Here is a 22,741-nt window from a genome sequence, read left to right as displayed (position 1 = left end):
GAGCACAATGTTCATCACCTACCTACGCCGGGAGCTCGCGGGTCGTCGCAAGCAAACAGCAATCGTCGCGATTGGCATGGCCCTGGCCATCGCCCTCGTCATCATCGTGAATTCGGTCTCCAGCGGCGTCCAGGCTGCGCAGGCACAAGTTCTTGAGTCCGTCTACGGCGTCGGCACCGACATCACCGTGACGCAAACCCCGGCCGCGCCAACAGAGGGCGGAGCGAACACCGGGGGGCCGCAGCAGTTCGATTTTGGCGCCGCTGACGGTGCAACCACCGATGGCACCACCTCGGTCAACCAGTCGCGCCTTGAGGTTGCCAGAGGCACCGAAACCATGGCTGCTACCGCGCTGCGTACCGTGCAGGAACTCGATGGCGTCACGGCTGCCGCAGCTACCCTCACCCTCAGCAACACGACGTTCGATGGCCAGCTGCCCGATTTCTCGCAGATGCAGCAGGGCGGCGCACCGGGTGACGGCCAGACTCCTCCGACCGGTGGTCCAGATGGCGCTGGCGGTAGCTCATTCAACGTCGACTCATTCTCGGTTCTCGGACTGGATCCCGCGCAGGATGCTGTCGGCCCCCTCTCGGCTGTCTCACTCACCGACGGACGCACGCTGAGCGAAGCGGATGCCACATCCAACGTCGCCGTGCTCGACTCCAGCTACGCCGCCACCGAGTCACTCGCGGTGGGCGACACCGTCGCGATCGCCGGCACCGACTTCTCCGTCGTCGGACTCGTCACCGCAAGCTCGTCATCGGCTGCAACGGCATCGAACGTCTACATCCCGCTGGCCGTTGCGCAGTCCCTCTCCGCACTCACCGACCAGGTCTCAGACATCTATGTGCAGGCCGCATCCTCGACCGACATCGATGCGGTGCAGTCGGCCATCGAGACAGCGCTTCCGGATGCCACGGTGAAGACCCAGGCCGACCTGGCCTCCAGCGTGTCAGGGTCACTCTCCAGCGCCGCGGATCTCGTCAAGAACCTCGGCCTCTGGCTCTCACTCATCGTGTTGGCTGCTGCCTTCCTGATCGCCATCCTGTTCACCATCTCCGGCGTCACCCGCCGCACGCGTGAATTCGGAACCCTGAAGGCAATCGGCTGGTCCAATGGCCGCATCGTGCGCCAGGTTGCCGGCGAGTCAGTGGTGCAGGGTCTGATCGGCGGCGTCATCGGCATCGCAGTCGGCCTGATCGGCATCCTGGTCATTAATGTGATCGCCCCCACGCTCACGGCGGGAGCGGCTGTGGCAACTGCCGGCGGCCCCGGCGGCGGCGCAGGTGGCCCAGGCGGAGCGGATGGCGGCGGCTTCGGCGGCGGCGGATTCGGCGAGGCCGCCCAGGCCGCAGCCACCTCAGACATCACGCTCTCGGCTCCCGTCACCGTCTCAGTGATCCTCATCGCTGTGGGACTCGCGGTGCTTGGCGGTCTCCTTGCCGGTGCCATCGGCGGCTGGCGCGCTGCGCGCCTTCGTCCGGCAGAGGCGCTCCGCAGCGTCGCATAAGCAGCAGATCCGACCGTCAAATTTCGCATCCATGCCAAGGAGCACGAATCATGTATGAACTGACCAATGTGAGCAAACGATACGACCAGGGAAAGCGCCAGGTCACCGCCCTCAACGGGGTCAACCTGTCGATCGCCGACGGCCAGATGGTCGCCATCCAGGGACCAACCGGCGGCGGCAAGTCAACGCTGCTGCAGATGCTCGGTGCGCTCGACCGCCCGACGAGCGGCTCCATCGAGCTGGGCTCAGCCAATCTGAGCCAGCTCGGCGACCACAAGCTGGGCGACATCCGGGCGAAAGAGATCGGTTTCATCTTCCAGGGGTTCAATCTGATCCCCACGCTGACGGCGCAGGAGAACGTGGAAACCGCGCTGGCGCCGCTCGGCGTCAGCAACGAGGAACGGAAGGCCAGGGCAGCAGCCGCCCTGGAATCCGTGGGCCTCGGCGAGCGCGGATCCCACCGACCGGCGGAACTCTCCGGCGGCCAGCAGCAGCGCGTCGCCATCGCACGGGCGATTGTCAAGGAACCGACCGTTCTGCTGGCGGACGAACCCACCGGCGCCCTCGACGAGGACACCCGCGACGAGATCATGGACCTGCTCGAACGCCAGTGGAGCGAACGCGGCCTCACCCTGATCGTGGTGACTCACGACTCTGCCGTGGCGAAGCGGGCCCAGCGCCGGCTGCACATCAAGCACGGCACGGTGAAGGAACTCGTCTAGAAACCGGCTTCACAACCCATGAGTCGCCCATTTTTGCTAGTGCGGGATGCCCGCCAACTAGCAAAAATGGGCGACGTGAGCCGTTGCGTCGTCACATCAACCAGAAGGCCGGCATGTCCCCCCACCCCGACGTCGCCACCAGCCGGCTGACCGTCAGCCGACGCAGGGCGCTCAGCCTCGGTGGCTCGATCGGCCTCGGAGCGTTCCTCGCTGCCTGTTCGAGTGCAACGGATGTCGGATCAACAGACGCATCCACGGGCGCCGCGACACCCACCCCCTCATCCGGCGACATCGTCGCCAAGCTCGACTCCATCGGAACGTGCGGCCTGAAGACAGAAGAAGTAGCTCAGGGACCGTATTACTTCGACGTAGACACCATTCGCAGCAACCTGCGCGACGATCGGCCAGGCTCCCGGCTCGACCTTGCATTCCGCGTCTGGGATGCAGACTGCGCCCCGGTTCCGAACTGCGTCGTCGAGATCTGGCACTGCGATGCCGCTGGTAATTACTCCGGTTTCGAGAGCGCGTCCCTCGGCGCCGACTCGGGTGGATCTGGCGCCACGGACAGCGCTCCAGCGTCTGTGATCGCCGCGTTGGCCGCAATCCCTGCAACCGCGACACCTGGAGCGCCTGGCGGAACACCTCCCTCCGGAGCACCACCCGCCGGAGCACCCGGCCCCGGAGCAGGCGTCCCACCCTCCGGAGCACCCACTGCTGGCAACGGCGGCGGATTGTTTCCGTCCGCCGCTCCCGCCGCGCCCAGCGCACCCGCCGAGCCCAGCGTGGGAAACGACGCGGGCGAAGAAGCGCAGCCCACCTCCGGCGAGACCTCCAATGGCAGCTACAGTTCTGGCGACGTCGAGGCCACACCAACGGATGCCGGCACCTACTTGCGCGGCGCCCAGGTCACCGACTCAGATGGCATCGTGCAGTTCACCACGATCTGGCCCGGTTGGTCCGTCGGCCGCACAGTCCACATCAACCTCAAGGTGCATATCAATAAGAGGACCGTGCTCACCGGACAGGTTGGCTTCGATGACGACTTCACCACCGGACAGGTATTCACGGCATTGCCGTACAGCACCCACATCGGCCGCGACACGTTCAATGGCGGCACCGCGGGGACCGGCACCGACACCGGCATCACGACCAAAGATCAACTGCTCACCATCGACGTGACGCCAGCGGGCTACCTTGCCTACATCAACCTGGGGGTAGGCGCGGTCTAGCGCTGACCGTCTCCACCGTCTGCCCGTTCCCGGGCGTTGGGTTGAGAACTAACGTGGTTGGTCATAGTTGATTCTTTGGTTGCCGTCAGGCCTCTCAAAGGACGCAGCCACAGTGTGGAACAAGCAAACAAAACAAGCAAGACTGCTGAAGGTTCGGGTCCCCTTCAGCCCCGTCCGAGGCCGACACTCCCGGCGTAGGCACTCCTGGTGTCGGCCTCGCGGCGCTTGCTTGTTTGCGTGCTGACTAGATCCGTTCCCAGATCGCAGCGAGGCCCTGCCCGCCGCCGATACACATGGTTTCGAGAAGGTAGCGGCCATCCTGGCGGTGCAGCTGCCTGGCGCCGGTGGCCAGCATGCGTGCGCCCGTTGCGCCAACCGGATGCCCGAGAGAGATCCCTGAACCGTTCACGTTGGTACGTTCCCAGTCAGATTCGGTGAAGCCCCACTCCCGGCCGACGGCGAGCACCTGGGCTGCGAACGCCTCGTTCAGCTCGATGAGGTCGATGTCAGGCAGCGTCAGTCCAGCCCGCTCCAGTGCTTTCGCGGTGGCGGGAACCGGTCCGATGCCCATGCGCGACGGTTCGACGCCGGCACGCGCCCACGAGACCAGGCGAACCAGCGGCGTGAGTCCGAGTTCGGCGGCACGCTCCGGCGTCGTCACGATGCAGGCGGCAGCGGCGTCGTTCTGGCCGCTGGCGTTGCCGGCCGTTACCGTTGCTGCGGCATCCGCTGAGAGCAAGACGGGTCGCAGGGCAGCAAGCGCCTCGAGCGAGGTCTGGCGCGGGGTTTCGTCGGCGTCGATGACACTCACCTGGCCCTTTCGGCCAGGCACCGACACGGGAACGATCTCGTCAGTGAAGCGACCCTCTGCCACGGCGCGTAGCGCGCGGTCCTGCGACCTGACGGCGAGCACATCCTGTTCCTCACGGGAGATCGAGTACTCGCGGCGCAGGTTCTCCGCCGTCTCGAGCATGCCACCGGGCACCGGATAGTTCTCGCCCCCTGCGGTCTCGCGTCCGCGGCCCAGGGCATCGCGCAGCACGAGCCCTGCGGTGCCACCGATCCCCCAGCGCGAATCAACGGTATAGAAGGGAGCCTGGCTCATGGAGTCAACGCCGCCGGCGATCGCCACATCGCTGATGCCGGTCTGCACCTGCATGACCGCGTCGAGCACGGCCTGCAGGCCAGCGCCGCAGCGGCGATCGACCTGAAGGCCACCGACCGTGACGGGCAGGCCTGCGTCGAGGGCAGCGACCCTGGCGATCGGCGGCGCTTCTGCCGTCGGATAGCCCTGGCCAAAGATCACGTCGTCAATGACAGAGCCGTCGATACCCGTGCGCGACATCAGCGCGGCGATCACCGTGGCGGCGAGGTCGGCAGCAGGGACGTTCTTGAACACGCCACCGAAGCGGCCAATCGGGGTGCGCAGCGGCTCGCAGATCACCACCTCCCTCATGAGGCGACCACTTCGCTGAGCAGGGTCGTGATGGTGAGCGGCGCGTCGGTGACGATGAGGGGAACACCCGTTGCCGCCTGCACATCGGCCACGCTGAGTCCTGGCGCGATCTCGCGCAGCACCAGGCCGTCCGGCGTCACGTCGATGACGGCGAGGTCGGTGATGATGCGGGTGACGACGCGCTTGCCGGTGAGCGGCAAGTCGCACTCTGTGACGATCTTGTGCTCCCCGGTCTTGGTGGTGTGCTCCATGACGACGATGACGTTGTCGGCGCCGTGCACGAGATCCATGGCCCCACCCATGCCCTTGATCATCTTGCCTGGGACAGCCCAGTTGGCGATGTCGCCGGTGGCGGAGACCTGCATGGCCCCCAGCACGGCAACGTCGATGAGGCCGCCGCGAATCATCCCGAAGCTGGCCGCAGAGTCGAAGTACGCAGCCCCTGGATTCACGGTGATGGTCTCTTTGCCCGCGTTGATGAGCTTGGGATCCGCCTCCCCCTCCCACGGGTACGGGCCGACGCCGAGCACGCCGTTCTCAGAGTGCAGGATCACGTGCACCCCTGCGGGCAGGAAGTTCGGGATGAGCGTCGGCAGGCCGATGCCGAGGTTGACGTAGCTGCCGTCGGTCAGTTCCTGCGCGGCCCTGGCCGCCATTTCGTTCCTGGAGAGTGCCATGTCAGTTGCCTTCCGTGGGCTTCGGCCTGGTCGTTGTCTTTTCGATCGGGAGGTCTGCTGCTTCGTCCGGCGTGAGCTCGATGATGCGATTCACGTAGATGCCGGCCAGGTGGATCTCGTCTGGGTCGAGTCCGCCTGGCTCGACGAGGTCGTCGACCTCGGCGATGGTGATGCGCCCCGCCATGCCGGCCGGCGGGTTGAAGTTGCGTGCCGACTTCTCGAACACGAGGTTGCCGTGCTTGTCACCGCGCGCGGCGCGAATCAAGGCGAAGTCTGTGACGATCGCTTCTTCGAGCACGTATTCCTTCTCGGCGCCGAGGCCGGAGAACAGCCGGGTCTCCTTGGGTGGCGACTGCACGGTCACCTCGCCGTCTGGACCGTAGCGCCATGGCAGGCCGCCCTCAGCGACCATGGTGCCAACGCCACTCGCGGTGTAGAAGGCGGGGATTCCGCTGCCGCCTGCGCGCATCCGCTCTGCGAGCGTGCCCTGCGGCGTCAGCTCGACCTCGAGTTCGCCGCCGAGGTAGCGGCGGGCGAAGTCCTTGTTTTCGCCGATGTATGAGGCGATCACGCGGCTGATTCGCCCAGCGGCCAGCAGCTCGCCGAGCCCCCAACCGTCAACGCCGCAGTTGTTCGACACCACCCGCAGGTCATCGGTGCCCTGGGCAAGCAGCGCGCGAATCAACACGATCGGCACTCCGACGAGGCCGAAGCCACCGACGGCCAGTGAGCTTCCGTTGGAGATATCGGCGATTGCTGCCGCGGCCGACGGATAGGTCTTGTCCATGGTCATGTGGTTTCCTCTTCTGGCAGCTGCAGTGCGGCGTCGAGTGTTGCAAAGGTATCGCGGGCCACACTGAAGGCGGCGTTGGCAGCGGGCACTCCGGCGTAGATTCCGGTGTGCAGGATCGCTTCGCTGATCTCGGCACGCGACAGCCCATTGGTCAGCGCCGCACGCACGTGCATCGCGAGCTCGTGCTGGTGCCCGCCGGTGATCAGGCTGGCGAGGGTGAGCAGGCTGCGACTGCGCCGGTCGAGGCCGGGACGCGTCCAGATCTCACCCCAGGCATAGCGCGTGATGAAGTCCTGGAAGTCAGCAGTCTCCGGCGTGATCGCGGCAATTGCACGATCGACGTGTGCGTCGCCGAGCACGGCCCTCCGCACCGCCAATCCGTCGTCGAAAACGGATGCCGTCGCGCGGGTCCTTCCCGGCCGCACGCCGGCCAGGTGCTCACCGAGCAAGGCCGCGAGGGCATCCGGTCGCTCGTAGGCCGGCAGGTGAGCCACCCCTGTCATGGTGACCAGCCGGGATCCCGGAATGGCCGCGGCCAGCTCGGCAAGCACGAGGGTCGGCGTCGGCAGGTCGAACTCGCCAGACACGCAGAGCGTCGGCGTCGTGATGCCGGCAACGGCATCCGTCTCGTCGAATTCGGCCAACGCCTCGCAGCAGAGCGCATACGACTCGTCGTCGACGTCGACCAGCTTTTTCAGTGCGCTGCCGCCCGCCGCTGCATCACGCTCCAGGAAGCCGGGGGCGAACCAGCGCGCTGCGCTCCCGGCGACCAGCGAGGCCGTCCCGCTGGCACGCACCTGGGCTGCGCGGTCGATCCAGCCGTCGGCCGAGCCGATCTTGGCGCCTGAGCAGATGACGGCCAGGCTCACCAGGCGCGACGGGAACGCGAGGGCCAGCTCCAGCCCGATGGTGCCGCCGAATGAGATACCGGCGTAGTGGAAGGAGCCGCCACCGACGGAATCGACGAGGGTGACGACGGCCGCGGCGATCTCGGCGATGGTGAACGGCTCGCGGGTGGCCGGGCTCACGCCGTGACCGGGCAGGTCGAAGCACAACACCCGATAGTTCGCGGCCAGCTGGTGCGCGACCTCTGCCCAGAGCGCCGTTGTCGTGCCGAGCGATGGTCCGAGTACGACGAGCTGCGCACCGGCGGCGCCGCTTCGAACCGGCAGCATCGTGCCGTGAATGGTGGGGATCGTCATGGCGTATTGATTCCTTCGCCGGTTGGGGAATGGGGTGCCGTCACACATCGGTGACGTGCGAGAACACGATCGATGGCGGCATCGGACGCGCCGGCGTCTCCGCCGGCTTCACAGGCCGCCCAGACGCGGGTGCGCAGTTCGTCGGACGAGCCGTTGGCGGCGAGCAGGCCGGAGAGCACGACCTTCACCGGGCGGTGCGTCGCGACGGCCTCTGCCGATGCTTTCTCAACCAGGGTGAATGCGGCCGATTTTCCGAGGGCATCGGTGAGGATGGCCGTGACCCGTTCGCTGTAGATGAGGCCATCCGTCGCCTCGAGGTTGGCGGCCATCCGTTCGACGTCGACATTGAGCCGCGCGGCGAGGGACGCCGCCGCTGTCACTGCAGAAATGGCGTGCCGTTCCAGGTCGCGAAGCGGCAGCCACTCGGCGTGCCATGCTCCTGATGGGCGCTGGTCTTCGGCCAGCAGGCTGCCGTGCACCGTGGCAAGCAGGCCGGGCACCTGGCGTGCGGCCGACACGATGAGCACTGCCGTCACCGGATTGCGCTTGTGCGGCATGGCACTTGAGCCGCCCTCCCCCGCTCCAAGCCGCTCGGTGACCTCACCGATCTCGGTGCGCGAGAGCACCGTGATGTCGAGGGCGATCTTGCCGACGACTCCCGTCACCTCCGCAAGCAGCGCCGCGAGTTCGGCGACGACCAGCCGGTTCGTGTGCCACGACAGCAAGGGAGTCGCGAGACCGAGCCGGTCGGAATAGGCGTTCACCACGGCCTCGACGCGTCCAGCCCCTGCCGCTGCCACCTCGCTGAGAACGGCCAGGTTTCCGACCGCCCCGCCGAGCTGGGCCGGCAGTTCTGCCCGCAGCGCCGTTGTCTTCTCGAGTGCCCTGAGCACCGCAGCGAGCCACCCGACAACGACGAAACCGAAGGTCGTCGGGGAGGCCTGCTGGCCCAGGGTGCGGCCGGCCATGGGTGTGGCACGGTGTTCGACTGCCAGCCCAGCGAGGTGCTGGGCGAGCGCACGCAGCTGGGTGCCAACTTCGTCGAGCACCCCGGCGGCGATAACCATCGCTGCACTGTCGAGGATGTCCTGGCTGGTCGCGCCAACGTGGATGTGATCGGAGGCTCCGGCGTGAGCTGCATCAGCGGCCGCGCTCAGGTGCTTCACCAGCGGGATCACCGGGTTGCCCCCGCTTCGCCCGCCGGTGGCGATCGCCGCAGCGGCGGTGTCGTTCAGCCAGGCGCGTTCAGCAAGCATGTCGCAAACGGCATGCATCCAGTCGGGTGCCAGACCCGTGTCGACAAGCGCCATGCTGAGAGCTAATTCGGCATCCACCATCGCGCGCAGCCAGGCCACGTCGCTCGTGAGCTCACTCTGACGGGTGCCGTGGCTCAGCGGATCGAGCAGGCTGTATTCCACTTCAGGCATGTTCACGTCCGGTGGCCGGACGCTCGGCCGGATGGTCTGCCGGCTCGATGCCATTGGCCGAGTCGAAGTCGAGGAACACCGTCTCGCCCTCACCCTGCATCCGAATATCGAAGCGATACGACGGCGAGCCAGCCACCAGGCCCTCCGCCGTTGCGATCAGCGTTGCGCTGCGCTCTGGCCCGACGGCCGACAGAACGCGGTCGTCGCGGTGCAACTCAGCATCCTCGGGGAAGTAGATGCGCGTGAACAGGTGGTGGGTGAGTCCGCGGGCGAAGATCGTGGCGAGGATGTACGGCGCTCCCCCGGCCACCGACCCCGGCTTCACCGTGGTGAATGTGTAGTGCCCGCCGAGAGTGAGCGGCGTGCGGCCGAATCCGGTGAAGGTGAAGCCATCGCGGTCGAGGCTGCCGCGCTCCTGAACCAGTTCGCCGGCGGCATCCGCTTGCCAGATCTCCAGCAGGGCATCCGGAATGACCGCACCAGCTCCATCCGTCACCGTGCCATGCAGGCGAATGGCCTGCGGGTGATGGCCTGGCACCAGGTTCGGCCCGCCGTCGTACGGCAGGGCATAGCCGAAGAAGGGGCCGACGGTCTGCGACGGGGTCTGGACAAGTCGGGTCGTGCGGGTCCGATCGGCGCTCTCACTCATGGGCGTCCTCGCTTTCCATCCAGGTCGACTTGGAGCCGGTGAGCACGATGTCCCAGTTGTAGCCGAGCGACCATTCAGCGACGGTGTCATCGTGGTTGTAGGTGCCGATCAACCGCTTGCGGGCGGCGGGGTCTGTGATCGACTGGTAGATCGGGTCGAGGGCGAAGAGTGGGTCGCCAGGGAAGTACATCTGCGTGATCAGACGCTGCGTGAACTCGGTGCCGAACAGCGAGAAGTGGATGTGCGCAGGCCGCCAGGCGTTCTGGTGGTTCTTCCAGGGGTATGGGCCCGGCTTGATCGTGGTGAAGCGGTACTCGCCGTTCTCACCGGTGATGGCGCGCCCGACGCCGGTGAAGTTGGGATCGAGCGGGGCAGGGTGCTGGTCACGCTTATGCACGTAGCGGCCGGCGGAGTTGGCCTGCCACACCTCGATGAGCTGTCCACGCACCGGGCGACCTTCACCATCGAGCACCCGGCCAGACACGGTGATGCGCTCCCCGAGCGGTTCTGCCGCGTGCTGGATGGTCAGGTCGCTCTCCAGCGGGTTCACGTCGGTGTGCCCGAACGCCGGGGAAACCAGTTCGATCTCCTCCGGGTCGGTGCGCACCAGCTCATGTGTGGGGTGCCGGAGCACCGAGCTGCGGTACGGCGCGTAGTTGCGGCGGGGATGGATCTCCGGCACGTGTCCGGCGAGGACGCGCGCACGCGCATCCGCTTCGATCGCGGTGATCTCCGCGCTGATCGCGTGCTGTGACTCCAGTGTCATAACTCTGCTTTCGGAAAGGACGGTCGTTGAAGGGTGCGTGCGGGGAACGAGCTAGCTGGGCAGGCCGGTGTACTGCTCGGCGAGCGAGCGCTGGGCATGCAGCGAGTGCGTGACGTAGTCGAGCTGGCCGAGCTGGCTGCGGTAGTCGAAGGCGCTTGACTGCAGGTCACCGGGGTGACGGTGCAACATCTCGGTCATCCACTGCGAGAACTGCTGGGTGCGCCACTGCCTGGCCAGCGCGGCGGCGCCATAGCCAGAGAGCGCGGCGTCGTCGCCCGCATAGTGATCGATGAGGCCGGCGGCGAGCTTGGTGACGTCTGAGATGGCCGAATTCAGGCCCTTGGCCCCGGTTGGCGGCACGATGTGGCCGGCGTCGCCCACCAGGAACAGCGAGTGGTAGTCGAGGCGGGAGGCGACAAAGCTGCGCATCGGGGTGATCGATTTCTCGGTGATCTCACCCTCGTGCAGCGTCCAGCCTGCAACGCCGAGGCGTCGGTGCAGAGCATCCCAGATGCGCTCGTCTGACCAATGGGCGATGTCGTCTGCCGGGTCGACCTGCAGGTACAGCCGAGACACACTCGGCGAGCGCATCGAGTGCATGGCGAAGCCCTCATCGTGCAGGGCGTAGATGAGTTCATCGGTCGATGGAGCGACCTCTGCAAGGATGCCGAGCCAGGCGAACGGATAGCTGCGGTCGAACAGCGTGATCGACTCGCGCGGGATTGCGGCGCGGCAGATTCCGTGGAAGCCGTCTGCGCCGACGACGAAATCCGCGTCGATCATGTGCGCTTCGCCGTCGTGGACGAAGGAGGCGCTCGGGTGACGGGACTCGAGGTCGTGCACCGCGACATCCGCTGCCTCGTAATAGATGGTTGAGCCGGCGCTGGTGTGCGCGTCGGTCAGGTCTTTGACGACTTCCTGCTGGCCGTACACCGTGACGGTGCGTCCGATGAGCGCGTTGAAGTCGATGCGGTGGCGCTCCCCAGCAAACTGCAGGTAGATGCCGTCGTGCACGAGACCCTCGGCAGCAAGGCGGTCGCCAAGGCCGAGACGGGTGAGCGTCTCGACGGAGCCCTGCTCGAGCACGCCGGCGCGGATGCGCGCACGCACATACTCCTGCGAGCGGTTCTCGATGACGATCGCATCGATGCCTGCGTCGCGGAGGGCCCAGCTGAGCAGCAGGCCTGCAGGACCTGCGCCGACGATCGCGACGCGAGTGTTTTCGTTCGGCACGGTGGACCTTCCTAGCGGCAGTGACAGGGTGGTCCCAGTGTGCGCGTGCATGCCGCGTCGCGCCTACCCCTTTCCACTGAGTGGAATATTGGGATGAGAAACGAGGAGAAGATTCCTACTGGCCGGCTCGCCGGTAGCCGAGCGCACGGCTCACGCCATGGGCGGCCATGCGCACCGCTTGCTCGTGCTCTGGCACGCGCGACGAGCGCGCTGGCGAGCGCCCCGACGACGCCGACGACGCCGACGACAGAGTCGGCTCTGCGAGCTCCGCGGTTCTGGTCACTGTCGACACCGCGGCCACGACCTGCCCGGTGCGATCCCTGATCGGTGCGGCCACCGAGCTCGATCCCGCCGTCATCTCCTCCGACATGTGTGCAACGCCATGGGCGCGGATGTCGGCCAGTCGCTTCCGCAGTTCCTGTGGCGAAATCACGGTCTGTGGCAGAAAGCGCTGCAGCGGCGTTGCCAGATACGCCTGGATGACATCGGTCGGCGCGAACGCCAGCAGCACGAGCCCGACACCCGTCGAGTGCAGGGGCAGCCGCCCGCCCACCCTGGAGATGATCGGCACGGCACTGTGTCCAGACAGCTTCTCCAGATAGAGGGCGTCGTGGCCGTCGAGAATCGCCAGGTGCACGTGCTCGCGTGAGTTCTCGTAGAGGTCTTCCAGATACGGCAGGGCGATGGTGCGGAGGTTCCGCGCCGTCGGCGTTTGCACACCGAGTTCCCAGAGCCGCATGCCGAGCGCGTATCGCCCATCGTCCTGCCGGGTCAGCCCGCCCCAGGTCACCCATTCCGCCACCAGCCGGTGCGTGGTCGACAGCGGCAGGCCAGCGCGCTCTGCGATCGCGCTCAGGCTGAGGGAGGTGGCCACAGACGGCGTCGCATACGCATCGGCGATCGCAAACAGGCGTGCCGCTACCGAACGATCATCGACCGGGAGCGCTGCTTCGCCCTCGGGGACTCGTCGCTTCGCTGGCTTCCCTGACATCGCCACCACGCTACTGGAACTCTCGCCTCGCGGGCGGCGCGGCGAACCAATCATCCGACACAAGGCACAATAGAGGGGTGACTGATTCCATGCTTACCCTCTTCGACGAGGGTGAGCTCCCGTCACTGGCCTACCTGCCCAGCGCAGTTGTGGCCCCTACGCTCACGGTCGCACTGGCCCCATCTGCTCCTCTGGCCCCATCTGCTCCTCCGGCCCCCGCGGCCGCACCGGCTCCCCGTCGCCTGGTCACACGCACCCCGCACGTGCAACGCATCGTCGCCGACTCCACCGACCGCGTCGCCTGGCTCCGCGCACGAAGCCAGGGCATCACTGCAACGGATGTCGCCAAGCTCGCGACCCCCAAATCTGTCCAGAACGCGGCGTACGACAAGATGCACGGCACCAGCTTCGGCGGCAACAGCTACACCGACCACGGTCGGGCCCGCGAACCGGAGATCGCCGCCTGGGTGCTGCGCAATTACGGCATCGAGCCGAGTACCGCCCTGTTCCGCTCCGAATCCCACGCGCGGCACCTGGCCACGCCAGACGGGGTCGTGCTCACGCCGACCGGCGAGCTTGAACTCGCCGAGATCAAGACGACAAGCAAGGCGTGGCGCAGCATCCCGCGCTCATATCTGCGCCAGGTCTGGTGGCAGCAATATGTGCTCGGCGCCGAGCGCACCCTGGTGGTCTGGGAGCAGCACACCGACTTCGTGCCGGTGGGCGACGAACCAGAATGCCAGTGGGTCGACCGCGACGACGACCAGATCGCCATCCTGGTCGGGTTCGCCAACCAGCTGATCGACATCCTCGACCGCCAGGCGACGAACAACGCCCGCACGCCCATGACCACCCAGTACCCGCCGCCAGACGACTATGACTACGGGTACTGAGCCCGGCTGAGCGGCAGCCCCAGGAGTCCCGGGCAGTCCCGGGCAGTTCCCGTGCCGTGTGTTGACGCGGCGCACTAAGTCGACCGTCTCGAAAGCGAGTTGCCGTAGGTTCGGGAGGTGAAACTCATTGCGTTGAGCCGGGAGCACAAAGGTCCGGTATTCGCCATAGTGTGATCGCATGATGCATCTGCTGGCGCAAGTCGCCTCAGACCCGAACTGGGCCGTCCGAGTCATCGGTACGGCGCTTCAGGTCGTTGGCCTGTTCTTGGCTGCATGGGGCGTATTCCGCAATCGAGTCGAGTATGGAAAACGTCCCACGATCCGCGCGATGGTGACGTCCGCGTGTCACTACTTCCGTAAGCGGCTCCGAGCCGCCCTAAACAGGGTCGGTCGGATATTCGGACACATCCCGAAATCAACCGGCGCAAGCGTCGAGGGCGGCGGCGCTCTCGATGCTCACGTCGACGCAACGGCAGCGGCTTTGACCACGTACCCGATCGACCAGAACACATCGGTTTCGGAGAAGTTGAGAATACTGGGAGATCGGGTGTCGAACCTTCGTGACGACCTGAACACAACCCAGTTTCAGATAGAGACTCTAACCGACGCTATGGAGGGAACGCGCCAAGGGCTACTTCGTACCGGCCAGGAGAATTTCGCGGAGACGACGGCGCTGGTAGCCAAGCTCGCCACGGACGGCTTCGTCAGGCAAATCGTGGGCCTAGTCCTTACTGGAATCGGCGCCGTGATTCTGATCTGGAGCTAGTTCCCGGGAGTCGACAACGCTGATGATTGTGACCATCTGCCCTCGACTCCTCCAAGCGCGAAGTCACGGGGCATCAGCGCGGGGCGACAGGTAGCCCCCTGCGGTACTAGTTCTGAGTGCACGGTCATGACCGAGTTCGCTGCTCGTGTCGGCGTCTCGTTCCAATGCAAGCGTGCCGACCGAGATTGACGGTGTTGTAGCACCAGCGCAGGCCCTTCATTCGTTCGGGTGTTCCGGCTGTTGAAGGCTGGCCGGCGCATGGCACGCCGAAGGGAGGGTGTCATGCGAGTGGGACGATAATTTTCCTGAGAAGGCCATCGGTGGAATCGGCGGGAGAAATTCCGTGCCCTGTCTGGCGCAATCCGGCTCATGAGGTGTCGAAATGGAGTCGCATCTGAGGTGTCTCATCTGCGGTATCGCATCAGCGGCGTCGCATAGGGTGGCGCGAAACAGCAATCGGGATTTTGGGGTTCCTGAAACGATGCCGTGTAATTGATGGTTCGATAGAGCCATGGACACGCAAACAGATGGCTCGACTCCGGCAGAGAGAAGGTCACACTTCACCAAGCTCGCCGCTCGCGGATACACGCAGATTCGCCACATTCTTGTGCAGCTGCCTGATACCGAACCGAAGCGAGCCTCGGTCGTCGGAGACATGGTGCACGAACGCAAGCACCACTCACTGTTGCTTTACATTCTTCTCCTCACAACATGGCCATGGCTACACGATCGCGACAGTCCCCTCGAAGGGAAGACCTGGGTGGAAGCGCTCAACGCCGAGGACGTTCCGGATTCTCCCGTGGCGCTGACATGGTCTCCGTCGACCCTTTCTCGAACATGGGCGGACCTCGAGAAGCGAGGTCTCGTCGTGACAAAGCGCGAAGGGCGGGCACTCCGGGTCACCCCTCGGCGTGAAGACGGCAAAACCGATTACGAGTTCCCGAAGGGGAGACGCGACCGATGGAACGCCTACTTCTCCTTGCCGGATGCATTTTGGAATGACGGGTGGTTCGCCAAGCTCTCCTTGCCTGCACTCGCCATGCTCCTCGTCGTGGCGAAGGAAACCAACGGGAAGAAGCACGAAACCTGGCTGACGTACGACAACTGTGAGGCGTGGTACGGAATCCGGAGGAAATCCGTCCAGAAGGGCACTACGGAGCTCATCGCGGCCGGCCTTCTGCATTTACGCGCCGAAACAGTCAAAGCCCCGCTGTCGGCGACGGGCAAGACGACACGTTCCTGGTACTCACTGACCGGTGATTTCGGGAGAACAGCTCGGGCTGCCCAGCAGACGCTCGCAGCCGCGGAAACCAAGAAGCGTCGAAAGGTGGAGATGTCGCCACATGCCTAGATGTCGAGGGTTCGAGACATTCGGCCCCAACCCAAGACCCGCCGGTCGCAACCGCTACTGGTGTCCGTAAACGCGAAAGCCCCAGCTGTAACTGGGGCTCTGCGTTCGAGTTCCAAGGAGGAACCGAAAAGAATGACTAAGAAGAACCCTATCAAGCTGGGTCGCCAGCCACCAGACGAGGCGCTTCTCATCGAAGTTCCAGGCGTCAAAATCCGCCTGAGCGGATGGGGGATCGCCGTGGTCCTCATCTTCTGCCTCGTCCTGTTGAGCCCCGAGGACATCGGCGGCCTCATCGCCATCTTCGGTAGCCACTAGCCCTCTTTGACATTCAACGCGGAGGCGATGCCGGTCGGTGTACCCGGCCCGACCGGCATCCTCTACTGAGCGTTTGATGAGGGCGTCGACCCAGGGTCGGAGTTGGGCAGGACGGCAGATTATTGCGCCAACTCGACCTGGAATTCTGCGGTGCAGGCGTCTGCCTGCGGTGGGGTCCGTGACGCCGGAGGTATTCTCGCGCACGTTAGACGATTCTCACCGGACCTGTCGCGACCCGATCGAGATGGTCGCGAACACACCCCACCGAACCTTGTATCAACGATTCCAATGTGTCCGGTAGCGCGGGAAGCCCTCGGGACAATAGAGCACTCAGGGTTGCAAACAGGTGTGGCATCCGCCGATTCCGGACCAAAATACGGTTGGTAATCCTTGATGATTACGAAATTCTCAGTGATGGCGGCGTGGTGCGCATACTCGAGCCAGGCCGGATCGGACACGCCGGTGAGGACACTCCATCCGCTCCCAAGATATGTTGGTGCCTGCAAATACTGTGAGGTCAGCTACCGAGAGTGCCCCAGCTCGGCGGCACGCCGCGCTACGCGGGCGGCTGCAGCTTTCGGGTACGACTGGTCGCAATAAGCCCTGCGCCGACGGCCAGGATCACCACCGTGATCAGCAGCACGTAGAACACGACCCCGCGATACCCGCCAGGCTGGTCAGGGTTCAGGAACGGGTACGGATACCAGCCGACCAGCGCGCCGCGGAGCATCGTGTACACCGCCCACACCACGGGGAAGATCGCGATGAACCACAGTCGTCGCCAGTCAATCGGCGTGCGCCCTGGCGCAAACAGCCAGTCGAGCAACAGGTACAACGGCGCCCACACGTGCAGAATCTCGTTCGACCAGCCGAGCGTCGTCTCCTGGTCGAGTGACACATCACGCAGCAGCAGGTTGTAGACGATCCCTGTCGTCACCATATAGGTGGCAACGGATGCCCGCACGAGCGTGAACCAGTCAGGGTCAATCCGCAATCTGAAGCAGAACCACCCGCCGACCAGCAGCACGATCACGGCGATGCAGTTGGACAGCACGGTGAAGAAGCTGAAGAAGTTCGTGAGGAACCGGCCGACATCCGCTGGCTGAAACGACAGGCTGAAGCTGAGCTGGGCTATCACCGCGACGACGATGCCGAGGGCGGCAATGATGCGTATCGATCCATAGGTCCGTCTCACGGGTCCAGAATAGTCCCATGGGAATCATGTCTGACCTGCCAGAAACCATGCGTGCGCTCGTTATTGATCGCACCGGTTCACCCGACGAATTACGCGTGGCTGAGGTCCCCATGCCCGCTGTCGTCACCGACGAGTTGCTCGTTCGCGTTGTGGCGGCCGGCATCAATCCCATCGACGCCAAGACGCGGGCAGGGTCTGGCGCATCCGCCGCCATCAGCGCGTTCCCCGTCGTGCTCGGCAACGACTTCAGCGGCGTCGTGGTGAAGTCCCCCTACGAGACGTTTCCCCTGCAGCCGGGCGATGCCGTCTATGGCATGGGTCGCACTCCCCGCACGCCGGGCACCTATGCAGAGTACGTGCCTGTGGCCGGCATGAGCGTCGCGAAGAAGCCAGCCAACCTGTCGTTCACAGAGGCAGCCGGAGTTCCCCTGGCCGCGATGACCGCGTGGGGCATGGTGTACACCGTCGCCCAGGTGCAGCCGGGTCAGCGCGTACTGGTGCATGCCGGCAGCGGCGGCGTCGGACACTTCGCGGTGCAGTTCGCCCGCATCATCGGCGCAGAGGTCATCGCCACCGGCTCCGCAGGCAATCGTGACTTTCTCCGCGAGTTGGGCGCGACCGAGGTCATCGACTACACCACTGAACGCTTCGACGAGGTGCTCGCTGACCACAAGGTCGACGTCGTCATCGACCTCATCGGCAACGTGCACGACAACACCGGCAGCCGCTCACTCAGCGTCATCCAGCCCGGCGGCATCCTCGTGAATGCCCCGACCGGCAGCTGGCCGACGATGGCCGCAGAGGCTGAGGCGGCCGGCATCCGTTCGAGCAGCTTCAAGGTGCCAGCGGATGCTCGCACGCTCGAAAAGATCACCGCCCTCATCGAGGCCGGTGCCGTGCGCGTGAACATCGACCAGGTCTTCGACCTGGCAGAGGGAGCGGATGCCCATCGCGCGCTCGAAGCAGGGCACACCAGGGGCAAGATCGTGCTGCGGGTGTCGCCTGGCGCCTAGTTGGTGCCGCCCGCCTTGTCGTGCGAGCTGAGGGCTGCCGCGACGTCAGGAACATACTGACTGAGCTCCCGCGGCGGCCGCTCATAGTCCGTCGCCGGTGGCCGGTTCGGGATCTCAACGCGCGGAGGCTGGATGGCCTCGTACGGCACCTGCGACAGGAAGTGGCTGATCATGTTCAGCCGCGAGGCCCGCTTGTCTTCGCTCTCGACGGTCCACCACGGTGCCTCAGGGATGTCGGTGTGCACGAACATCTCATCCTTGGCTTTGGAGTAGTCCACCCACTTGGTGATGGAGAGCACGTCGGTCTCCGACAACTTCCAGCGACGCATCGGGTCGTTCAGGCGTGAGCGAAACCGCGCTTCCTGTTCGACGTCGGAGACGGAGAACCAGTACTTGAGCAGGATGATGCCGTCTTCGACGAGCATCCGCTCAAAGATCGGCGTCTGGTGCAGGAACTCGCGGTACTGGTCTGGCGTGCAGTAGCCCATCACGCGTTCCACCCCTGCCCTGTTGTACCAGGAGCGGTCCATGAGCACGATCTCGCCCTTCGTCGGCAGGTGCTCGATGTAACGCTGGTAGTACCACTGGCCGCGCTGCCGCTCGGTGGGAGTCGGCAGCGCCACGATCCGCGCGAGGCGCGGGTTGAGGTATTCGGTGACCCGCTTGATCGCAGACCCCTTGCCTGCGCCGTCCCTGCCCTCGAAGATCACGACAACCCTGGCGCCCGATTCCTTGACCCATTGCTGCATGGTCACGAGGTCGGCCTGCAAACGACGGAGCTCGGCCTCATAGAGCGCCTTGGGTACCCGCTTGAGGTGCTTAGGCTTCTTGGGCTTCTCCGCCATGCTGAACTCCCTCGTTCGCGCCCAGCCTAGTTTGGGTGGAGACAGGAGCGTCGAGCGTAAGCGGTGTTTTCGGCGCAGCAGGTCAGAGGACGCTCAGCATGACGTGGTCGTGGTGCAGCTCTGATCCAACAGCGAATGTCTTTGCCCCGACGACCGAGAATCCACTCTTCTCGTAAAAGCGGATTGCCCGGGAATTCTGCTGGTTGACGCCGAGCCAGACGCTCACCGCCTGCCGGTCACGGGCCACCTCAAGGGTTGCCGCCATCAGGGGCGCGGCAACCCCTGACCCATGGCGGTCGCCGAGCACGTAGACCTTGCTGAGCTCAACCGTTGGGCGGGCGGTGACGGCAGCTGCGGCATCCGCGCTCGAGGGTTCGCCGAAGACAAGCATCGTGTAGCCGGCGGCCACACCGTCGTGAATGGCCAGGCGGATGTCGCGCTCAGGGTCTGCCAGGTAGTGCTCGAACCGCTCCTCGCTGAGCGTGCTGGCAATGAAGTCTTCGATGTCTTCAGGGGTGGTCCCCGGAGGGCACGCCAGCGCGAAGGTTGCGGCGGCGACGGCGGCGAGCTCCGGGGCATCGGCGGGCACGGCCTGGCGAATCGTGACGGTCATGCTGCCAGCCTAGTTACCCGCTCAGAGCAATCGGGCGTACGCCCCGACGGTGAGGAATGTCGGGAATTCCGGCTCGAGTGCGGCAGCACGGAACGCCTCCAGCGCATCGTCGAAGCGATCACCCTCGGTGCGGGGCAGCGATTCGAACACCTCTGTCACCAGCGTCTCAACATAAGGCAGGTCTATCCGGCGACCATCGGCCATCTGGGAATCGTTGTGGATCCACTGCCAGATCTGCGACCGAGAGATCTCTGCCGTTGCCGCATCCTCCATCAGGTTGTCGATCGCTGCCGCGCCGACGCCGCGCAGCCACGATTCGATGTACCGCAGCGCGATCACGACGTTGCCACGCACCCCGGTTTCCGTGATGGTGCCGCCGATCGAGGCGATATCGAGCAACTGGGCCGGCGAGACTGAGACGTCGCTCCTCAGTCGGTCGAGTTGGTTGGGCCGCTCTCCGAGAACCGCATCGAACTCGGCCTGCGCCGTTGGGATGAGGTCGGGGTGCGCCACCCAGGTGCCGTCGAATCCGTCGCCGGCCTCACGGTTCTTGTCTGCCGCTACCTGCGCCAGGGCGTTGGCCGTCACCAGCGGATCACGCCGGTTGGGGATGAACGCGCTCATACCGCCAATCGCGAACGCACCCCTCTGATGACAGGTCGACACGAGAAGCTCCGTGTACGCGCGCATGAACGGCACGGTCATCGTGATCTGCGTGCGGTCGGGGAAGACGAAGCGACTTCCCCGCGCCCTGAAGGCCTTGATGATGCTGAAGATATAGTCCCAGCGACCGGCATTCAGCCCTGCGCAGTGATCCCGCAGTTCGTAGAGGATCTCCTCCATCTCGAACGCCGCGTGGATGGTCTCGATCAGTACCGTGGCCCGGATGGTGCCGTGCGCAATGCCGATCCGCTCCTCAGCGAAGCTGAAGATGTCGTTCCAGAGGCGCGCCTCGCGGTGGCCCTCAAGCTTCGGCAGGTAGAAGTACGGTCCGCTGCCCTGGTCGATGAGCACCTGCGCGTTGTGGAAGACGTACAGTCCGAAGTCGACGAGGCTGCCTGACGCGGCCATCCGCCTGTTCGCCCTGTCGACGAAGGTGATGTGCTTCTCGACGAGGTGCCAGCCACGCGGCCGCATCACGATCGTCGGCGTCGCTCCATCGGGGCCAGAACCGGTGACCTCGTAGTGCTTGCCTTCTGGGCTTGTGAAACTGAGTTCACCCCGCACGGCGTCGCGCAGCGTCAACTGTCCCTCTATAACGTTCGCCCAGGTAGGGCTGGTGGCATCTTCCTGGTCGGCCAACCAGACCTTCGCGCCAGAGTTCAGCGCATTGATGGCCATCTTCGGGTCGGTGGGCCCGGTGATCTCAACGCGGCGGTCCTCAAGCCCTGGTCCGGCGCCCGCAACGCGCCACGACGGGTCGTTCCGAATATGCGCGGTCTCCGGCAGGAACTTCGGGTCGCGACCGTTGGCCGCATCGACCCTGCTCTGCAGCCTGGCGGCCAGCAGGTCGTGACGGATGCCGGCGAACCTGTCATGCAGTTCGGCCAGGAAGTCGAGCGCCTCTGGCGTCAGAACCTGTGCGTATCGCTCACCGACGTCACCGGTGACCTCAAGGTGCGGGCGAATGGTCTGGAAGCTGCCCGTAGCCGGGCGTTCCAGAGTCTCGGTTGCTGATTCAGTCATGATCTGTTCTCCTTCGAAAGGTGGGGTTCAGTGCCGCGTGCCTGGTTCTGTCTAGAACTGTTCGGACTCCGTGGAGCCGACCAGGGCGAGCGTCGCGCTGTTCGGGTTCAGTGCTGTTGCAATCCGGTCGAAGTAGCCGGTGCCGACCTCTCGCTGGTGGCGGGTCGCGGTGTAGCCGGCGCTCTCTGATGCGAACTCGGCTTCTTGCAGGTCGACATAGGCACTCATCTGGCGCTCGGCGTAGTCGGCCGCGAGCGTGAACATTGAGTGGTTGAGCGCGTGGAAACCGGCCAGAGTGATGAACTGGAACGTATATCCCACTGCCGCGAGCTCCCGTTGGAAGGCGGCGATCTGCTCGTCGTTCAGGTGGGATTTCCAGTTGAACGACGGTGAGCAGTTGTAGGCGAGTTTCTTGCCTGGAAAGTCCTGGTGGATCCGTTCAGCGAAGCGGATGGCCAGCTCAAGGTCTGGCTCGCTGCTCTCGACCCAGAGCAGGTCGGCATACGGCGCATACGCGAGCCCGCGGGCGATGACGGTGTCGATGCCGTTGTTGACCTCGTAGAACCCCTCAGCCGTGCGGGTGCCGGTGAGGAACTCCTGGTCGCGCGGATCGATGTCGCTCGTGAGCAGCGTGGCGGCGAGCGCGTCTGTGCGGGCGACGATGATCGACGGCACGCCGGCGACATCCGCTGCCAGCCGGGCTGCGTTCAGGGTGCGGACATGCTGGCTGGTCGGCACGAGCACCTTGCCGCCCATGTGCCCGCACTTCTTCTCGCTGGCCAGCTGGTCTTCCCAGTGCACGCCGGCCGCGCCCGCCTCGATCATCGACTGCATGAGCTCGTAGGCGTTCAGCGGTCCGCCGAACCCTGCTTCGGCGTCGGCGACGATCGGGGCCAGCCAGTCGCGAACGACCTCTGCTGTTCGACCCTGCTGGCCCTGCTCGCTCTGCTCGATCTGGTCTGCGCGCAGCAGCGCGTTGTTGATGCGGCGCACGACCGCCGGAACCGAGTTCGCCGGGTAGAGCGACTGGTCTGGGTAGGTCTGACCGGAGAGGTTGGCATCCGCTGCCACCTGCCAGCCAGACAGGTAGATGGCCTTCAGGCCTGCCCGCACCTGCTGCACAGCCTGGTTGCCGGTGAGCGCTCCGAGCGCCGACACCCAGTGCGGGTCTTCAGGGGTGCCGTTGTCGTTGATCAGCTCCCACAGGTTCTCGGCTCCCCGGCGAGCGAGGGTGCGCTCCTCGCGGACGGTGCCGCGGAGCGCAATGACGTCTTCTGCGGTGTAGTCGCGACGGATACCGTTCCAGCGGGGGTCAGCCGCCCACTCGAGTGCGAGCTCTGCAGCGGTCTGCGTCTGGTCGCCTGGACGGGTGGTGTTCTGTGTGCTGCTGGCGTTTCGGTCCATGAGAG

22 protein-coding genes are annotated in these 22,741 nt (G+C 65.3%); 8 read left to right on the top strand and 14 right to left on the bottom strand.

Annotation, left to right across the window (positions count from 1 at the left end; all coding sequences use genetic code 11):
• Positions 1 to 7: 7 nt before the first annotated feature.
• The 3 genes from AC25Z0_RS10810 (at position 8) to AC25Z0_RS10800 (ending at position 3,461) form a co-directional block, all read left to right on the top strand.
• Complete coding sequence (locus tag AC25Z0_RS10810) at positions 8 to 1,510, top strand: ABC transporter permease (RefSeq protein WP_488133231.1); 1,503 nt, start codon at positions 8 to 10, stop codon at positions 1,508 to 1,510.
• Positions 1,511 to 1,560: 50 nt separating this feature from the next.
• On the top strand, positions 1,561 to 2,232 hold the full coding sequence (locus AC25Z0_RS10805) for an ABC transporter ATP-binding protein (RefSeq protein WP_488119658.1): 672 nt from the start codon (positions 1,561 to 1,563) through the stop codon (positions 2,230 to 2,232).
• Positions 2,233 to 2,345: 113 nt separating this feature from the next.
• On the top strand, positions 2,346 to 3,461 hold the full coding sequence (locus tag AC25Z0_RS10800; protein ID WP_488133230.1) for a dioxygenase family protein: 1,116 nt from the start codon (positions 2,346 to 2,348) through the stop codon (positions 3,459 to 3,461).
• A 244-nt stretch (positions 3,462 to 3,705) separates the two neighbouring features.
• Here the strand turns inward: AC25Z0_RS10800 and AC25Z0_RS10795 are convergent, their stop codons facing one another.
• From AC25Z0_RS10795 to AC25Z0_RS10755, 9 genes are all read right to left on the bottom strand, one after another.
• Complete coding sequence (locus tag AC25Z0_RS10795) at positions 3,706 to 4,917, bottom strand: acetyl-CoA C-acetyltransferase (protein WP_488133229.1); 1,212 nt, start codon at positions 4,915 to 4,917, stop codon at positions 3,706 to 3,708.
• A complete protein-coding gene (locus AC25Z0_RS10790) occupies positions 4,914 to 5,594 on the bottom strand; it encodes a CoA transferase subunit B (protein WP_488133228.1) in 681 nt (226 codons plus the stop codon). Before AC25Z0_RS10790 ends, AC25Z0_RS10795 begins: the two co-directional genes overlap by 4 nt.
• Position 5,595: 1 nt before the next feature.
• Positions 5,596 to 6,381: a CoA transferase subunit A gene (locus tag AC25Z0_RS10785; RefSeq protein ID WP_488133627.1), complete on the bottom strand. Its 786-nt coding sequence runs from the start codon at positions 6,379 to 6,381 to the stop codon at positions 5,596 to 5,598.
• A 2-nt stretch (positions 6,382 to 6,383) separates the two neighbouring features.
• Positions 6,384 to 7,589 (bottom strand): bifunctional 3-oxoadipate enol-lactonase/4-carboxymuconolactone decarboxylase PcaDC, encoded by a 1,206-nt coding sequence (gene pcaDC, locus AC25Z0_RS10780; RefSeq protein ID WP_488133227.1) that lies wholly within the window; start codon positions 7,587 to 7,589, stop codon positions 6,384 to 6,386.
• Positions 7,586 to 9,070, bottom strand: a complete 1,485-nt coding sequence (locus tag AC25Z0_RS10775; protein ID WP_488133226.1) for a lyase family protein — start codon at positions 9,068 to 9,070, stop codon at positions 7,586 to 7,588. Before AC25Z0_RS10775 ends, pcaDC begins: the two co-directional genes overlap by 4 nt.
• Complete coding sequence (gene pcaG / locus AC25Z0_RS10770) at positions 9,009 to 9,665, bottom strand: protocatechuate 3,4-dioxygenase subunit alpha (protein ID WP_488133225.1); 657 nt, start codon at positions 9,663 to 9,665, stop codon at positions 9,009 to 9,011. Before pcaG ends, AC25Z0_RS10775 begins: the two co-directional genes overlap by 62 nt.
• Positions 9,658 to 10,431 (bottom strand): protocatechuate 3,4-dioxygenase subunit beta, encoded by a 774-nt coding sequence (gene pcaH, locus AC25Z0_RS10765; protein ID WP_488133224.1) that lies wholly within the window; start codon positions 10,429 to 10,431, stop codon positions 9,658 to 9,660. Before pcaH ends, pcaG begins: the two co-directional genes overlap by 8 nt.
• Before the next feature lie 51 nt (positions 10,432 to 10,482).
• Positions 10,483 to 11,664 carry a 4-hydroxybenzoate 3-monooxygenase gene (locus AC25Z0_RS10760; RefSeq protein ID WP_488133223.1) on the bottom strand — a complete coding sequence of 394 codons (1,182 nt, stop codon included), beginning with the start codon at positions 11,662 to 11,664 and terminating at the stop codon, positions 10,483 to 10,485.
• A gap of 115 nt (positions 11,665 to 11,779) precedes the next feature.
• Positions 11,780 to 12,655 (bottom strand): IclR family transcriptional regulator, encoded by an 876-nt coding sequence (locus AC25Z0_RS10755; RefSeq protein ID WP_488133222.1) that lies wholly within the window; start codon positions 12,653 to 12,655, stop codon positions 11,780 to 11,782.
• 77 nt (positions 12,656 to 12,732) lie between these two features.
• On the opposite strand from AC25Z0_RS10755, the gene AC25Z0_RS10750 reads away from it, so the two are divergent.
• The 4 genes from AC25Z0_RS10750 (at position 12,733) to AC25Z0_RS10735 (ending at position 15,980) form a co-directional block, all read left to right on the top strand.
• Positions 12,733 to 13,548 (top strand): YqaJ viral recombinase family protein, encoded by an 816-nt coding sequence (locus tag AC25Z0_RS10750; protein WP_488133221.1) that lies wholly within the window; start codon positions 12,733 to 12,735, stop codon positions 13,546 to 13,548.
• 178 nt (positions 13,549 to 13,726) lie between these two features.
• Positions 13,727 to 14,314 carry a hypothetical protein gene (locus AC25Z0_RS10745; RefSeq protein WP_488133220.1) on the top strand — a complete coding sequence of 196 codons (588 nt, stop codon included), beginning with the start codon at positions 13,727 to 13,729 and terminating at the stop codon, positions 14,312 to 14,314.
• 511 nt (positions 14,315 to 14,825) lie between these two features.
• Positions 14,826 to 15,665, top strand: a complete 840-nt coding sequence (locus AC25Z0_RS10740; protein ID WP_488133219.1) for a hypothetical protein — start codon at positions 14,826 to 14,828, stop codon at positions 15,663 to 15,665.
• Between the two features lie 132 nt (positions 15,666 to 15,797).
• Positions 15,798 to 15,980 carry a hypothetical protein gene (locus AC25Z0_RS10735; protein WP_488133218.1) on the top strand — a complete coding sequence of 61 codons (183 nt, stop codon included), beginning with the start codon at positions 15,798 to 15,800 and terminating at the stop codon, positions 15,978 to 15,980.
• A gap of 556 nt (positions 15,981 to 16,536) precedes the next feature.
• Here the strand turns inward: AC25Z0_RS10735 and AC25Z0_RS10730 are convergent.
• Positions 16,537 to 17,175 (bottom strand): Pr6Pr family membrane protein, encoded by a 639-nt coding sequence (locus AC25Z0_RS10730; RefSeq protein WP_488133217.1) that lies wholly within the window; start codon positions 17,173 to 17,175, stop codon positions 16,537 to 16,539.
• A 17-nt stretch (positions 17,176 to 17,192) separates the two neighbouring features.
• Between AC25Z0_RS10730 and AC25Z0_RS10725 the strand changes: the two genes are divergently transcribed.
• Positions 17,193 to 18,188, top strand: a complete 996-nt coding sequence (locus AC25Z0_RS10725; RefSeq protein WP_488133216.1) for an NADP-dependent oxidoreductase — start codon at positions 17,193 to 17,195, stop codon at positions 18,186 to 18,188.
• Here the strand turns inward: AC25Z0_RS10725 and ppk2 are convergent.
• The 4 genes from ppk2 to aceA all read right to left on the bottom strand — a co-directional run bounded on the left by ppk2 (position 18,185) and on the right by aceA (position 22,736).
• Complete coding sequence (ppk2, locus tag AC25Z0_RS10720) at positions 18,185 to 19,033, bottom strand: polyphosphate kinase 2 (protein WP_488133215.1); 849 nt, start codon at positions 19,031 to 19,033, stop codon at positions 18,185 to 18,187. The two genes, AC25Z0_RS10725 and ppk2, sit on opposite strands and share 4 nt — an antisense overlap.
• 82 nt (positions 19,034 to 19,115) lie before the next feature.
• A complete protein-coding gene (locus AC25Z0_RS10715; RefSeq protein WP_488119644.1) occupies positions 19,116 to 19,646 on the bottom strand; it encodes a GNAT family N-acetyltransferase in 531 nt (176 codons plus the stop codon).
• Between the two features lie 21 nt (positions 19,647 to 19,667).
• Positions 19,668 to 21,332: a malate synthase A gene (aceB, locus tag AC25Z0_RS10710; protein ID WP_488133214.1), complete on the bottom strand. Its 1,665-nt coding sequence runs from the start codon at positions 21,330 to 21,332 to the stop codon at positions 19,668 to 19,670.
• Positions 21,333 to 21,383: 51 nt separating this feature from the next.
• On the bottom strand, positions 21,384 to 22,736 hold the full coding sequence (gene aceA, locus AC25Z0_RS10705; RefSeq protein WP_488133213.1) for an isocitrate lyase: 1,353 nt from the start codon (positions 22,734 to 22,736) through the stop codon (positions 21,384 to 21,386).
• Positions 22,737 to 22,741 lie beyond the last annotated feature (5 nt).

This window comes from Leifsonia sp. Y862 (genome assembly GCF_057669585.1).
This window is presented reverse-complemented; position numbering and strand designations above follow the sequence as displayed.